The sequence below is a fragment of the Alteromonas sp. V450 genome (genome assembly GCF_001885075.1).
Taxonomy (GTDB): Bacteria; Pseudomonadota; Gammaproteobacteria; order Enterobacterales; family Alteromonadaceae; genus Alteromonas.
The window spans coordinates 2,574,483-2,589,631 of record NZ_MODU01000004.1 but is presented as its reverse complement, the minus strand read 5'-3'; the positions used below and the strand labels follow the sequence as shown (position 1 = coordinate 2,589,631).

Sequence of the window (15,149 nt, the reverse complement as noted above, 5' to 3'; positions counted from 1 at the left end):
TTATTACCTATTCACACAGTCATTAGCACTTTCAGTAATAAAAAAGTTTCATTTATTCTTTTCTCTTCTTGCAGAAAGCCGTTAGCCTTAGCGCCATTGATAAAAGGCTAAAAGACTATGTCACAAGATTCTAATTCGAACTCAGCGCCAGGCGCGGTATTAAACGAACAGCAGTGGAATGCAATTACGCAGGCCATTGCAGGGTTAAATCGTGATCAACTTACTTGGGTAAGTGGTTATGCTGCGGGCATGGCTGCTGCACAAGGCGGTTCTATTGCCCCAGCGTTACAGAGTGCTCCGGCAGTAGCGGGTGACGCGCCAACACTAACAATTTTATATGGCTCGCAAACGGGTAATGCAAAAGGTGTGGCTGCGCAGTGCCAGGCTAAAGCAGAAGAAGCAGGCTTCAATAGTAAGCTTGTTAGCATGGCAGATTACAAGCCGCGTAACTTGAAAGCAGAAACACACGTTGCGGTATTTGTAAGTACTCACGGTGAAGGCGATGCACCTGATGATGCCATTGAGCTTCACGAATTCTTGGCAGGTAAAAAAGCACCTAAGCTTGCTAGCACCAAATACGCTGTTTTAGGTTTAGGTGACAGCAGCTATGAGTTTTTCTGCCAAACGGGTAAAGATTTTGATGAGCGTTTAGGTAAGCTAGGCGGTAAAGCTATCGTGGAGCGTCTTGACTGTGACGTTGATTACGAAGCAGAAGCTGAGGCATGGCTGAACAAGCTTATCGATTCGTTAAAAGACGATTTTAGTGCAGCTCCACAGACTGCCGTAGCGGCGCAAACTGGCGCGGCAGTGCAGGGTGTAGCAGCGCAAACTTACACCAAAAAGGCGCCGTTTAAAGCGACCTTAATTGATGCTCAAAAGATCACTGGCCGTGATTCAGTTAAAGATATTCGCCATATCGAGATTAGCCTTGAAGATAGCGGTATTACCTATCAGCCTGGCGATGCGTTGGGCGTGTGGTTTAAAAACGCAGCATCGTTAGTTTCTGAGCTTATCAGCATTTTATCACTCGACGGCAATGCCAACGTATCGGTTGGTGATGCGACTATGCCGTTAACCGAAGCGTTAACGTCTAAGCTTGAGTTAACGCTTAGCTACCCTAATTTTATCAAGTCGTATCAGGCGGCGACAGGTTCTGAATCATTGGCTGCCTTGATGGAAGACAAAGCACAGCTGCGAACCTACATGGCTGAGCGCCAAATCATCGATATCGTGCGTGACCATCCGGGTAAGTTGTCTGAACAACAACTTGTAGACGCATTGCGTCCTCTCACCCCTCGTTTGTACTCGATAGCATCAAGTCAAGCCGAGGTGGAAGAAGAAGTACATCTAACCGTAGCCCACGTTGACTATGAAGCGTTTGGGCATCGTCATCAAGGCGGTGCATCTGGCTTTTTGTGTGAATATTTAGAAGAAAATGGCGACGTAGAAGTATTCGTAGAAAGTAACGATAACTTCCGTTTGCCAGCCGACCCCAATACGCCGGTGATCATGGTTGGCCCGGGTACGGGTATTGCACCGTTTAGATCGTTTATGCAAGAGCGTGACGTGCAAGGCGCAGAAGGCAAAAACTGGCTATTCTTTGGCAACCCTCACTTCACGCAAGATTTTCTATACCAAGTGGAATGGCAAGGCTACGTTAAAGATGGCCTGCTAGACAAAATCACGCTGGCATTCTCTCGTGACCAAGAAGAAAAAGTATATGTTCAGCACCGTTTACTAGAAAACGGTAAAGAGGTGTACGAATGGCTAGAGCAGGGCGCACACTTCTATGTGTGTGGCGATGCAATGCACATGGCGAAAGATGTTGAAAACGCCCTTATTAGTATTGTGCAAGAGCACGGCGGAAAGTCTGAAGCCGATGCAAAAGCCTATGTAGTAGAGTTACGAAAAGCGAAACGTTATCAGAAGGATGTCTATTAATGAGTAACGAAAAATCACCATTTATCGTTGAGGGCAAACTGGCTGACAACGAGCGCCTAAAGCGTGAAAGTAATAATTTGCGCGGTACCATCACTACCGATCTTAAAGATGATCTTACCGGTGGCTTCACGGCTGATAACTTCCAGCTTATTCGTTTCCACGGTATGTACCAACAAGACGACCGTGATATTCGTGCTGAGCGAGCAAAGCAGAAACTAGAGCCACTTCACAATGTGATGTTGCGCGCACGTTTACCGGGCGGCGTTATCACGCCAGACCAATGGCTAGCTATAGATAAGTTTGCCGCTGACCACACTATGTACGGCAGCATTCGCTTAACTACCCGTCAAACGTTTCAATTTCACGGTGTGTTAAAGCCTAAAATTAAATCTATGCACCAAATGCTGAACAAAGCCGGTATCGACTCTATCGCGACAGCAGGGGACGTAAACCGAAATGTTCTGTGTACCTCTAATCCTGTTGAGTCTGAGCTTCACCTTCAAGCGTTTGAATGGGCGAAAAAGATAAGTGAACACTTACTTCCTAAGACTCGCGCGTATGCTGAAATTTGGCTAGACGGTGAAAAAGTCGAAACGACTGAAAAGCCTGTAGAGCCTATTTTGGGTGATAACTATTTACCGCGTAAGTTTAAAACGACGGTGGTTATTCCTCCGCAAAACGATGTAGATGTTCACGCGAACGATCTCAACTTTGTTGCGATTGCTGAAAATGGACAGCTAGTTGGCTTTAACGTACTTGTTGGTGGTGGTCTTGCTATGACTCACGGCGACAAGAGCACGTACCCGCGTAAAGCCTCTGACTTCGGATTTATTCCGCTTGAAAATACGCTAGACGTAGCTGCTGCGGTGGTAACAACCCAGCGTGACTGGGGTAACCGTGTTAATCGTAAAAATGCGAAGACAAAATATACCCTAGAGCGTGTAGGGGTAGACAATTTTAAAGCTGAAGTTGAAAAGCGCGCAGGCGTAACTTTCCAGGAAAGCCGCCCTTATGAGTTTACCGACCGTGGTGACCGCTTTGGCTGGGTTGAAGGCATTGACGGAAAATACCACCTTACCGTGTTTATCGAAAACGGCCGTATATTAGACTATCCAGGCAAAACGCTGAAAACAGGCTGTGCAGAAATTGCGAAGATCCACAAAGGGGATTTCCGTTTAACCGCAAACCAGAACTTGATTATTGCTGGTGTTCCACCACAGGACAAAGACAAAATAGAAGCTTTGGCTCGTGAGCATGGTCTTATCGCGCCAAGTGTATCTAACCAGCGCTTAGATTCAATGGCCTGTGTTGCACTACCAACTTGTCCGCTAGCGATGGCTGAAGCTGAACGTTACCTGCCAGATGCTGTTACTGAACTAGAAGGCTTGCTTGCCAAGCACGGGCTGGAAGACGACAGTGTTATCTTCCGCGTAACTGGCTGTCCGAATGGCTGTGGTCGCGCCATGTTATCTGAAATTGGCTTAGTAGGTAAGGGCCCAGGCAAGTACAACTTGCACCTAGGCGGAAACCGAGAAGGTACGCGTATTCCACGTATGTATCGAGAAAACATTAGCGAACAGGAAATCATGGCTGAATTAGACACGTTGCTTGGTCAATGGGCCAAAGAACGTGAAGCTGGTGAAGCGTTTGGTGATTATGTTGTTCGCGCTGGTGTTGTAAAACCAGTAGTAGACTCCGCACGGGATTTCTATGACGAATAATACAGCAGAAAAGCAGCAGACACTTACGCTTGATATCAGCAAGGACGCCCTTGCTGATATCAACGATATGTTGGAAAAAATGACGGCGCAAGAGCGGGTTGCTTGGGCGCTGGATAACTTACCTGATGCTCATATTGTGTCTTCGAGCTTTGGAGCGCAATCGGCAGTTATGCTGCATATGCTTACCCAAGCACAGCCGGATATTCCTGTTGTGCTTACCGATACAGGGTATTTGTTTCCGGAAACGTATAAGTTTATCGATGAATTGGTTGAAAAGCTCAATTTAAACTTACATGTGTACAGTGCTGAGCTGTCTTCTGCATGGCAAGAAGCGCGCTTTGGTAGACTGTGGGAACAGGGCATTGAAGGTATTGAAAAATACAATAAGATGAACAAAGTTGAGCCTATGCAGCGCGCTTTAGGCGATTTAAAGGCCGGTACGTGGTTCGCTGGGTTGCGCAGAAGCCAATCTGATACCCGTGGCAAGCTACCGGTGTTACAAAAAGTAGGTCAGCAGTTCAAGCTGTACCCGATTATCGACTGGAGCAATAAAGACCTCCACTATTACCTGAAAGACAACGATCTGTCTTATCATCCATTGTGGGAGCAAGGTTACGTTTCAATTGGTGACTGGCATACAACCCAATCTTTACAAGAAGGAATGAGTGAACAAGACACACGTTTCTTTGGATTAAAGCGCGAATGCGGATTACACGAGTTTGGTGATGGTATTTAACTTATGTTGAATACCTCGCCTAAGACCTGCTTTAGCGCTTGAAGATACGCCTCGTTAGAAGACTTAGTCACCAGTTTATAAAGTTCACTGCCCACTGGAGTAAACTTGTAATACACCAACGCAACGCCCGCTGTCTTACAAGTAAGTGTTATATTTTCATTCACGCATCGCCAAGTAACCTGCTGCCCTTCAGCGTACTCTCCGCTTTCGATTTCACTTGCATAAATTAATTTCATTTCTTGCAGCGATAATAAATCAGGGTAACTGAGTCCAACGGATGCCAAATTTACTTGTTCTGGCAGGGGCTTTTTAAGAAACGAAAAAAGGCCTTTGCGCTTGTGATAACCGACCAATATGCGCGGAACGGTATCACTGTTTTTTCGGCTCGCCACATTGACTGCTTTATTAAATATTTTCGCATCTCTGTGAGTTAGCGTTTTGAGTAATTGTAAAGTACGAAGAGAAAAACTGCCTGGACGCGCGACTTCCACCGCAAAAATCTTTCCCCACAATTCTTGCATTGGTGGGCTGTAAATCTCTTCGGCCATAGTACTAAATGCAAAAAACCAGTCTGGGTCAAGATTATCACTAGTTTGTTCGTTGATTGATACATTTAGTGCTATATTTAAAACAGCTTGAAGATTGCTCGCTTTTTGCGTTTCTAGAATTTGTTTTCTTCGTTCTAGTGCATGTTTTTGTTTTTTAGGGTCGGGAGACAACATAGAAGGGCTAATCCCGACTCGAGCGAACCAAGACAGCATGCGTTGCTGGCTTGTATTAGATTGTGTATTGCTCGCTATTTTTTCATTAGCTGGTGGGGCAGGGACAGGTTTGTCATTGCTTACTTCCTTGCCCTGAATGTTTTTTATTTCAGTAGAAAAAGGCTGTGGAGTAATCTTCATATTGGTTTAATAATTGAATGTAAACTAGCAGGTAACATGAAAACACTATTGCATTGCGTAACCTAATTATCAATGTAATCGTATTTTTAATATTATGAGCAGCAACACATTCTAGATTTGAATGTTTGGGGAAGAGAGCGGTAATGTCGGCAATGGATTACGATAACGACGAGTTAATATTTTTAGACGACGATGGCTCAATAGAAGAACAGGTTCTCTTGGGCAAAGACTGGAATATACTTATTGTCGATGACGATGAAGAAATTCATACCGTTACGCGGCTTGCTCTCTCTGATCTGACGGTTAATGACCGAAAATTAAATTTCATTCATGCTTATTCTGCGAAGCAAGCAAAAGAAAAACTCCACGAATTTAACAACAGCATAGCCATTATCCTACTTGATGTAGTGATGGAAACAGATGATGCTGGATTCGACGTTGTAAAATATATCCGCGAAGATATGAAGCTATTCGAGCCTCGTATAATACTGCGGACAGGGCAACCTGGCTATGCTCCAGAAGAGCAGGTGATTAAAGTTTACGACATCAACGACTACAAAACCAAAACTGAACTTACCCGAGCTAAATTGCTCACTACCATTATTTCTTCGCTCCGCTCTTACCAGCAGATTATGACGATTAGTCAAAGCCGTGCGGGATTAGAAAAGATAATCACGTCTTCGGCTAACCTATTTGAAGAGCATTCAGTAAAAGAATTTTGTGAAGGTGTTGTCACGCAGATCAGCTCACTTATTGGGCTTGATTCTGAAGGCTTGTTATGTGCCAGGGCAGGGTCACTTTTAGACAGGGATGATGAAGAGGTTTACGTTCTTGGCGCAGCGGGTGAGTACGCTAAATATATTAACCTCCCGGTCGTCGATGTAAACAACAGTGAGATTGAAGAGAATATAAGCAGGTGTTTGCGTCTAAAAAAGCATGTTTTTGAGTCAACTTGCTCGGTACTTTTCATTAGCAGAGCTGGTTTTGAAGCCGCGGTTTACGTTCGCCAAACGCATGCAATAAGCGAGTTAGATAAAAACCTCTTAGAAGTTTTTCTCTCAAGTATTTCTGTGGGCTATGAAAACGTTAATCTGTTTCATGAATTGAGAAATGCTGCATTTAGGGATTGGCTAACACGTTTGCCTAACCGTAACGAGTTTATCAATATGCTAGATAAGCCTCATTTATTTGCGGGTGAAAATTACACCGTTGCACTCATCGATGTGAACCACTTCTCTGATATCAACGATGGATTAGGCCAAGAAGTGGGCAACGAGCTCTTACGAGCAATAAGCGAACGCTTTCAATCTTCATTGGATGCTAGTGTAAGAAAAGGCCGCATAGGTGCCGATGTGTTCGGCTTGATAGGCCCTGATGAACTTGTTTGTCCTAAAGCTATAAATGCTATTTTTCAGTCATCCTTTCAAGTTGGAGATCACACGTTACCGGTGAATATTACTCTTGGGCTTTGCAAGCTCGATAATAACCGCCACATTGGCATTGAGATTTTAAAGCGTACTAATATCGCGTTGAACCGCGCGAAGAAGAATTTGACAGATAACTTTGAATATTACGCCAAAGATATCGAGGACCAAACCACGTGGCGTTTGGATATGATCCGTAAACTTCGCAGTGATTTTGCTGCGAGAAAGCTACAGCTTTGGTTTCAACCGCAAGTAGATTTACTTAACGAAAAAGTGGTTGGGATGGAAGCATTACTCCGCTGGCCAGACGGCGATGGCGGTTATGTTTCTCCCGCTGTCTTTGTTCCGCTTGCTGAATATTCTGGGCTCATTGTAGATATTGGTCAATGGGTATTAGAAGAAGCGTGCCACCGCTTACAGCAGTTAAGAGAAAAAGGGTTTGGGCACCTTCGGGTTGCGGTAAATATTTCAATTCCACAGTTTCGAGATAGATTATTTGTTGAGAAAGTAAAACAAGCACTTTCAAACGCCAATTGTGATCCTAGTCTGCTAGAGCTAGAAATTACAGAAAGCGTTGTAATGGACGAGCCTCAAATTGTCATAGACGCCCTGCGATCTTTAAAAGAGTTTGGTGTGCAAATAGCTATTGATGACTTCGGTACAGGTTTTTCTTCCATGAGCTATTTGCAGCAATTACCGTTAGATAGGTTGAAGGTTGACCGTTCCTTTGTAAAAGATATTAAACCGGGCGCGAGTGCTGTTCTTGCTGAAACCATAGTGACTCTTGGAAATAAGCTAGGCTTACTCACTATTGCCGAAGGCGTGGAAAAAAGAGAGCAGGCGAGTTACATGATAAAGTTGGGATGCGACGAAGCTCAGGGATATTTGTACGCGAAGCCGATGCCATTTGATGCACTCCTAGGTTTCCTAGAAGAGCAAGACTAGACTGATAAGACAGAAACAATAGTTCGCTTTAGGGCGGGAAGGATATCTAATTCAAACCAAGGGTTTTTAGCCAGCCATCTATTGTTTCTACCAGATGGATGAGGCAATACAAAATGTGACTCCGATGGTTTTTGAACAGCTTCAGTTAGCGTTCTAAATTGTGGAAGATAGTATTGTTGCGCGTAGCGCCCCACATAAAGTGTGACCTTGGGTTGTAGAAAGGAAAGAAATTGTTTGTGCCAAGCAGGTGCACACTCTTTTCTAGGTGGGGCATCGGCGCCATTTTTATACCCAGGAAAGCAAAAGGCCATCGGCATTACTGAGACTAAGTGCGGGGTATAAAAGGTCTCTTTCGAGATTGACATCCAATCGCGTAGACGATCCCCGCTAGGATCATCGAACGCTGTGTCTCTTTGATGCGCTTTTAGCCCTGGAGCTTGGCCAACTATGAGTATCTTGGCTGATGGCGCAGTGTTAAAAATAGGGTTGGGTTCGTGTGGCAGAAAAGGGGCACATAGCCTGCAATTCCTTGCATTAACCACCAATGCGTTGTGCCTTTTCAAATTTTTCTCCAAATATTTCTCTCTGTAATACTTTTGTCACAATTGTATGATCTGAGTTTGACTATCTAATGTATATACAGTATGTTTAATGGTGACAGTAGTAGACTGTAACACAGGAGAAGAAACATGCGTAAAGTAGTACTAACACTAGCTCTAACAGCAGCCTTTGGTATTGCGCATGCGGAATCTGGTGATAACCAGCTTTTCGATTGCATGGATGCAAAAACATTCGAAATGAATAACCAATGTATGTCTGATAAAATCGGCAATAACATTCGTTTCCGTGATGCACAAACAAAGCTGATCGACATTGCAAGCGAAAGTCAGGGTGACTACGCCATTGCAACAATGACGTTCGATCAAGAAAATATGCATATCGATATCGTAGCTCACAAAGATTCGCTTAACGCGCTTGCTGCGAACCGTAACTAATTTCTTAGTTAACGCATATAAAGCCGGCGACAACTTCGCCGGCTTTTTTGTATCCTTTAGAAAATCCTATTTAGCCCGTTAATGGCTGCGACACGGTAAGCCTCGGCCATGGTCGGATAGTTGAACGTGGTGTTAACAAAGTAATCTATGGTATTGCCTTCGCCCTTTTGCTGCATGATCGCTTGACCGATATGAACAATCTCAGAGGCACGTTCACCGAAGCAATGGATCCCTAATATTTCTTTTGTTTCGCGATGGAACAAGATTTTTAGACTACCTGTCTGAGTTGATGCAATCTGCGCTCTGGCCAAGTGTTTGAATTGAGCTCTTCCTACTTCATAAGGCACTTTTGCTGCGGTCAGCTCTTGCTCAGTTTTACCTACAGAACTAATTTCTGGAATGGTGTATATGCCTGATGGAATATCTTCTACTAATGCCGAGTGCGTTTTAATGCCCAGCATAGCTTCAGCGGCAAAACGACCCTGGTTATATGCTGCTGATGCTAAGCTTGGATAGCCAATCACATCCCCAACAGCAAATACGTTATCTATGTCCGTTTGATAATTTTCATTAACGCTAAGTTGGCCTCTACCATCGGCTTTTAAACCAATATTTTCAAGCTTAAGTGTGTCAGTGTTACCCGTACGTCCATTGGCGAACAACAAACAATCTGCACGCATGCGCTTGCCCGATTCAAGGTTTAAAATTACTGAATCATCGTTAGCTTCAACTGAAGAGTAAGTTTCGTTATGGCGAATAAGCACGCCGTTATTCCACAAATGGTAACTTAATGCGTCCGATATTTCGTCATCAAGGAAAGACAACAAGCGATCACGCATGTTAACGAGGTCAACTTTTACGCCAAGGCCTCGGAAAATACTGGCATATTCAGAGCCAATTACCCCTGCACCATAGATTATTATAGATTTAGGATCGTGATTTAAAGATAAAATAGTGTCCGAGTTATAAATACGAGGGTGATTGAAGTCGATATCATTAGGACAATAAGGTCGAGAGCCTGTAGCAATCGCAATCTGACCCGCAGTGACGATATCTTTCGAGCCATCTTTACGGGTTATCTCTAACGTATGTGCATCTACGAAACTGGCTTCTCCGTGAAATAACGTTACGCGGTTCCTGTCGTAGAAGGAAGAGCGAAGTCGAGTTTGGCTTTTAACTACCCCACTAGCATGGCGCATAATGTCTGAAAATGTAAGGCTCTTACTTAAGTGGTTATCGGCGAACAAGGGAGAGGAGTTATATTCAATGAGACGACTGACTGAGTGACGAAGCGCTTTTGATGGAATGGTACCCCAATGGGTACAACCGCCCCCGACGGCCTCATAGCGCTCAACAACCGCTACTCTTTTACCTGCTTTGGCAAGTTGCATTGCAACACCTTCACCACCTGGACCTGTGCCAATAACGATAGCGTCGTAATGATACGACGGGGCTTTGGTTTTTTGCTTCGTTGCCATCTTACTTTCCCATGTTGTTACTTTTGTATTTCGACGTCACGTAAAAAGTTGACCTTCATACAAAATAATTGATGCTGGTTTTAGTATAACTACCCTATACGATATATGGTATTACCTACCTTACAATTCCAACTATAGAATAAAAAAAACCACATAAGCAGGTACTTATGTGGTTTTTAGCGTTAAAACGTATAAGAGATTGCGTTACTTTACGCCATTTGGAAAGACAAACTCTGTAGCTGTGTCCATTTCTCTTTCTGTACCGCAAAGGCGTGTTTCAACTCTTTGTACTTATATGCAAGCTCAAGCCCTTCGATACTGCGTTTTAGGGTGCGTTGTTTAACGCGCATAACACGTTTTTTCGTGGCGTAGTATTCACTCATGCGCTGCATTAACAAGTCGTATTCTTCTTGAATGGTGTGCATCATCTCTTCAGCATTAGGCAGTAGCGATACTTTTTCACTTGCTCTTTGAAGCTGCATTGCCGCTAATGCTTTTTCGATGCGCTCTTCTGGTACCTTACGAAGATTAGTAGTGAGTCCCACCAATGATAGGCTTTTAATAAGCCATTTTGTAGGGTCAAACTGATACCAGCGAATACCATTGCGATAGTCGTACTCGAAAATGTGATGGTAATTGTGGTAGCCCTCGCCAAAGGTGAAGAAAGCAAGGATACCGTTATCACGTGCTGTGTTCTTGTCGGTGTATGGCTGACTACCCCAAAAATGAGCAAGAGAATTGATGAAGAAGGTTACGTGATGCACTAGCACCAGGCGAAGAACACCGGCTACCAAGATCATGCCTACAACGTCACCATTTAAATAGCCCAGCAGACCCGTGATACCAAAGTTAGCGGCCAGCACGATGGGCAAATAATAATTGTGCTGCCACATTACTACTTTGTCTTTTTGAAGATCTTTGCAATTGCTATAGTCATCGTAACGCTTGGCTTGATACTCACGCAACATCCAACCGATATGCGCAAACCAAAGCCCCTTCTTGGCAGAGTAGGGGTCTTTGTCGTTGTCATCAACATGACGATGATGAATGCGATGATCTGACGACCAGTGCAATATACTATTTTGTAGCGCCATCGCACCACCGATAGCAAGTACAACGCGGACAACTACATTGGCGTCGTAAGTCTTATGAGACCATAGGCGGTGATAGCCGGCAGTGATGGACATACCGGTAAAGTAAAATAAGAATATAGCTGCACCGATTTCTGCCCAATCGATGCCTTGATATGCCACCCAGAGCGGCACACCAATAAACGCAACTGCACCAGATATAATAAATACCAGCACATTAGTAAGGATAAGAGGAGGTTTTTTCATTTTATACAACTTGGCTTACAACTGTTCGCTAATTTATCGTTTTACGAGGCTTCAGGCAAGCAAAACCCCGAATAGTTCTGCTTACATGTGTAAAGTTTAATTATAGAAGAGTTACGTTAAAGCGCTCGTTAATTGTGGCTTTTTCTGCTTACTATTTGTTTATAAAAGAGATGATTCTGTTTCTCTTTCCCCACTGATGTGTGTTGCGATAAACTATGTATGCTAGTCTTTGATGTAGGAAGTTCGATTGCGTTGATGGCTATAAATATGACGTAAGAGCTTAAACTCTTTGGGCTAGAAATCGTCAGGCTGTTAAGAGCCAATCAACCTATGGTGTGAATGTGAGTCGACAAGAACAGAAATTAAAAACCCGTCAAAATATTATTCATGCTGCGTTTTCATTGTTAGACGAAAACCGCAGTTTATCGGCAATTAGCTTACGCGAGGTTGCTCGAGAGGCTGGTATTGCACCAACATCTTTCTATAGGCACTTCAAAGATATGGACGAATTGGGTTTAACGCTGGTGGATGAAGCTGGTTTAGCGTTGCGTCAGCTAATGCGCCAAGCAAGGCGACGCATCGCCTCTGGGGGGGGCGTAATCCATACTTCTGTTGAAACCTTTATGGAGTTCATCGCGGCTAACACAAACGTATTTCGCCTTTTGCTCCGCGAGCACACTGGTACGTCGTCGGCTTATCGACTGGCGGTATTTAGAGAAATTCAACATTTTATCGACGAGTTGACCGACTACATTATTGAGCAGCAGAGTGTGGAATACACGTGCGCGCAGCTTCAAGCTGATGCCATGGTAAGACTCGTATTTAGTGCTGGAGCTGAGGCGCTTGAAGCAGACGATAAACTTCGCCGAGAAATTGGGGAGAAAGTAAAAGCGCAACTCCGCTTTGTTCAATTAGGCGCAACGCAAAAAATCTCTTAATAGAATCGTCGGCTTTAAAGACTTGAGGCGCAAATTGCGCGCGCGATTAAATACTCGCCCTATATTATGCAGCCCCATAGGCCTTTGTGTCTCCAAAGGCCTGGTTAACTTATACCAAAACTAGGCTTTACGTGTAAGTAGTACACCTGCTTCAATGTGATGAGTAAACGGGAATTGATCGAATAGCGCCGATTGAGCAACGTTGTGAGTTTCACTTAAAAGCTCAAGGTTTTGAGCTAAGGTTTCAGGATTACACGAGATATACACGATATTATCGTAATCCTGAATCATTCTTAGCGAGTCTTCATCCAACCCAGCTCTTGGTGGGTCTACCAATACAGTCGTGAAATTATATGCACTTAGATCAATGCCTTCTAAGCGACTAAACGTGCGCTCACCCTTCATAGCTTGAGTAAATTCCTCAGCAGCCAATCTAACGATTTTTACGTTGTTAAGTTTATTCTGCTCGATATTAAACTGCGCAGCTTGCACGGAAGGCTTCGCTATTTCGGTACCCACTACATTATCGAAGTGAAGCGCTAGCGGCAAAGAGAAGTTACCTGCACCGCAATACATCTCCAGTAAATCGCCAGAGAGCGGCTTTACGCAATCTAGTGCCCATTCAATCATGCTACAGTTCACTTCGGCATTGGGCTGAGTGAAGCTATTTTCTATATGCTTAAATATGAACTCTTTGCCATTAACGGGTAAGCGCTCAATTACAAAATCGTTGTCGATAATAAGCTTTTGTTTTCTCGCTCGGCCGATGATGTTTACTTTTGGAAAGTGAGTCTCGAGTTTTGTCTTTAATTCTTGTGCGGCCTCTTGCCACTTTTCATCTAGTTGACGATGGTATAAAAGGCTGATGACAAGTTCGCCAGATAGTGCAGAAAGGTAATCGATTTGAAAAAGCTTCTTTCTAAGCGGCTCATTTGGTCTTACTTCTCCAAGCAGTAAAGCCATAGCATCGTTTATTGTTTTACAAGCAGGAGGGAATCTATCTACGCGATACTTTTCTTTCGTTTCCTGGTTGAACATGATGTGAAATAAATCATCGCCCTCATGCCATACTCTAAATTCTGCGCGCATACGGTAGTGCGTTGGTTGCGATGGAAATACGGACAAGCTAGGCGCATTGAACGGAGAAAGTAACGCAGTAAGGCGTTCTACTTTTTCGTCCAACTGGGCTTGATAGCGTTGTTGTTCGGTCGCGGTCATAAAAATCTCCATCGTAGAATAAGGTCGCGAATTGTAGCCCCTTAAAAAATAACTGCAACAAGCGCTAGCTACTTATGCACTACTATCACTATGGAAGCATTATTAAAGAATTTATAGTAAAAAAGCTGTATTAAAATTAAACAATACTGATTCTTTGCCGATAATAAGAAAGAGGATAGTGAGGATCAAATTATGAACGTGGGTCAAATTAAGGCTTTCATGGGCGATCAAAAGGTTGATCAAAAAGCAGATCAAAAGGCATCTGTCCACCCGAATGAAGCATTGAAAAAGCAATTGCAGCAAGATGGATTGCAGCAAGCTGCTGAGTTTTCCAAACAACAAGCGGCATCAGTATCTGTTTCAAGCAGCCAAACTAGCATCGGCGTACGTGTGGTAAGTAGTAGTCTTAACCAAGCACTAGAAATAGGTGGCCAAAAGCCGCAAGAAACGAAAGATAAAGATATTGAAAAGAAGTCAAGCAGCTTGTTCGACTTTGAAAAAGTCGCCAGAAACGTACTTAAATTCGTAGGTGGCGTTATTAGAGGGGCTGCAAACGGTGGTGCCAGCGAAGAAAAGCTAAATGGTTTATTTAGCCAAGCGAGAGAAGGTGTAAGTCGCGGTTTTGCAATGGCTGAAAAAGATCTTGCAGGTTTCATGAATGAAGAGATTGAACAAGGAATGGTAAAAAGCCGCGATCTCATTGATACGGGAATAAATGATCTAGAAACCGATATATTTGGTCGCCAGCAACCTAATGGAGTCACACTTTCATCATTAAATGCTGTTGCTGCATCGGATGAGAGAAGCGGTAGTTTACTGATCCGAACCAAAGATGGTGATGAGGTGACCTTTAGTTTTGAGAGTTTTAGATCGTTCCAAGCGTCGCAACAACTTAACTTCCAGACTCAGGCATCTCAGGAGCAATCAGGCGGTAGTAATGAGCAAGGTGAAAACAATTTTTCAGCGTCATACCAACAACAAACTTCACTTCAGTTCTACGAGCGAAGCGGTATTAGTTTTTCTTTAAAAGGCGAACTTGATGAGGATGAGTTAGAGTCGATAGCTGATTTGGTTGGTCAAGTACAGGATCTCGCTGACACTTTCTATAACGGTGATATCGACAAAGCGTTTGAAGAAGCATTAAGTTTAGGCTTTGACGACAAAGAGCTGGTTGGCTACGCGTTACAGTTAAACAGAACAACGCAGACCGAAGTGCTAAAGACATATGAGAACATTCAGCATTATAACGAAGACAAAAGTGATAATGCTCAGTATGGAAATGTAGTCAGCCCTGTTGCGCAATATCTTGAAAAGATGATGGATACCTTTGCTAATGCTGAGAGTAAACTATCTAGTAACGAAGATTACAATACGCTAATAGGTGGTTTGATCAGTGAGATGAAAGATGTACAGGTGCCAGATCTTGTATCTGCTATAAATAGGTTTCACGCTTTTAATCAAACGTTACTTAATGGACTTCCTCAACCTGATGTGAAAAGTGAGTAACTAACTAT

12 protein-coding genes are annotated in these 15,149 nt (G+C 43.6%); 7 read left to right on the top strand and 5 right to left on the bottom strand.

The genetic code is table 11. From position 1 onward, the window contains the following. Positions 1 to 117 precede the first annotated feature (117 nt). Genes BK026_RS11260 through BK026_RS11250 form a run of 3 tightly spaced genes read left to right on the top strand, consistent with a single transcriptional unit; the run spans position 118 to position 4,398 of the window. Positions 118 to 1,941: an assimilatory sulfite reductase (NADPH) flavoprotein subunit gene (locus BK026_RS11260; protein WP_071815939.1), complete on the top strand. Its 1,824-nt coding sequence runs from the start codon at positions 118 to 120 to the stop codon at positions 1,939 to 1,941. Further along, positions 1,941 to 3,662, top strand: coding sequence for an assimilatory sulfite reductase (NADPH) hemoprotein subunit (cysI, locus tag BK026_RS11255; RefSeq protein ID WP_071815938.1), 1,722 nt, complete (start codon positions 1,941 to 1,943; stop codon positions 3,660 to 3,662). Before BK026_RS11260 ends, cysI begins: the two co-directional genes overlap by 1 nt. After that, complete coding sequence (locus tag BK026_RS11250; RefSeq protein WP_071815937.1) at positions 3,652 to 4,398, top strand: phosphoadenylyl-sulfate reductase; 747 nt, start codon at positions 3,652 to 3,654, stop codon at positions 4,396 to 4,398. The genes cysI and BK026_RS11250 overlap by 11 nt, the downstream gene beginning before the upstream one ends. On the opposite strand, the gene BK026_RS11245 is transcribed toward BK026_RS11250, so the two are convergent. Further along, positions 4,395 to 5,300, bottom strand: coding sequence for a TIGR03899 family protein (locus BK026_RS11245; RefSeq protein WP_083575072.1), 906 nt, complete (start codon positions 5,298 to 5,300; stop codon positions 4,395 to 4,397). The genes BK026_RS11250 and BK026_RS11245 overlap by 4 nt on opposite strands. 143 nt (positions 5,301 to 5,443) lie before the next feature. On the opposite strand from BK026_RS11245, the gene BK026_RS11240 reads away from it, so the two are divergent. Beyond that, complete coding sequence (locus BK026_RS11240; RefSeq protein WP_071815936.1) at positions 5,444 to 7,669, top strand: EAL domain-containing protein; 2,226 nt, start codon at positions 5,444 to 5,446, stop codon at positions 7,667 to 7,669. Here BK026_RS11240 and BK026_RS11235 read toward each other — a convergent pair. Continuing rightward, positions 7,666 to 8,244, bottom strand: a complete 579-nt coding sequence (locus BK026_RS11235; RefSeq protein WP_071815935.1) for a uracil-DNA glycosylase family protein — start codon at positions 8,242 to 8,244, stop codon at positions 7,666 to 7,668. The two genes, BK026_RS11240 and BK026_RS11235, sit on opposite strands and share 4 nt — an antisense overlap. 114 nt (positions 8,245 to 8,358) lie before the next feature. Between BK026_RS11235 and BK026_RS11230 the strand changes: the two genes are divergently transcribed. Then, positions 8,359 to 8,664, top strand: a complete 306-nt coding sequence (locus BK026_RS11230; RefSeq protein ID WP_071815934.1) for a pyridine nucleotide transhydrogenase — start codon at positions 8,359 to 8,361, stop codon at positions 8,662 to 8,664. A gap of 56 nt (positions 8,665 to 8,720) precedes the next feature. Here the strand turns inward: BK026_RS11230 and sthA are convergent, their stop codons facing one another. Both sthA and BK026_RS11220 read right to left on the bottom strand, forming a co-directional pair. Next, positions 8,721 to 10,142 carry a Si-specific NAD(P)(+) transhydrogenase gene (gene sthA, locus BK026_RS11225; protein WP_071815933.1) on the bottom strand — a complete coding sequence of 474 codons (1,422 nt, stop codon included), beginning with the start codon at positions 10,140 to 10,142 and terminating at the stop codon, positions 8,721 to 8,723. Positions 10,143 to 10,351: 209 nt separating this feature from the next. Beyond that, on the bottom strand, positions 10,352 to 11,479 hold the full coding sequence (locus BK026_RS11220) for a fatty acid desaturase (RefSeq protein WP_071815932.1): 1,128 nt from the start codon (positions 11,477 to 11,479) through the stop codon (positions 10,352 to 10,354). Between the two features lie 341 nt (positions 11,480 to 11,820). On the opposite strand from BK026_RS11220, the gene fabR reads away from it, so the two are divergent. Beyond that, positions 11,821 to 12,417, top strand: a complete 597-nt coding sequence (fabR, locus tag BK026_RS11215; RefSeq protein WP_071815931.1) for an HTH-type transcriptional repressor FabR — start codon at positions 11,821 to 11,823, stop codon at positions 12,415 to 12,417. Positions 12,418 to 12,537: 120 nt separating this feature from the next. On the opposite strand, the gene trmA is transcribed toward fabR, so the two are convergent. Next, the gene (gene trmA / locus BK026_RS11210; RefSeq protein ID WP_071817619.1) at positions 12,538 to 13,635 is read right to left on the bottom strand and encodes a tRNA (uridine(54)-C5)-methyltransferase TrmA; all 1,098 of its coding nucleotides are present in this window, start codon (positions 13,633 to 13,635) and stop codon (positions 12,538 to 12,540) included. Between the two features lie 192 nt (positions 13,636 to 13,827). Between trmA and BK026_RS11205 the strand changes: the two genes are divergently transcribed. Next, positions 13,828 to 15,141 carry a DUF5610 domain-containing protein gene (locus tag BK026_RS11205; RefSeq protein ID WP_071815930.1) on the top strand — a complete coding sequence of 438 codons (1,314 nt, stop codon included), beginning with the start codon at positions 13,828 to 13,830 and terminating at the stop codon, positions 15,139 to 15,141. The last annotated feature ends 8 nt before the right edge of the window (positions 15,142 to 15,149 follow it).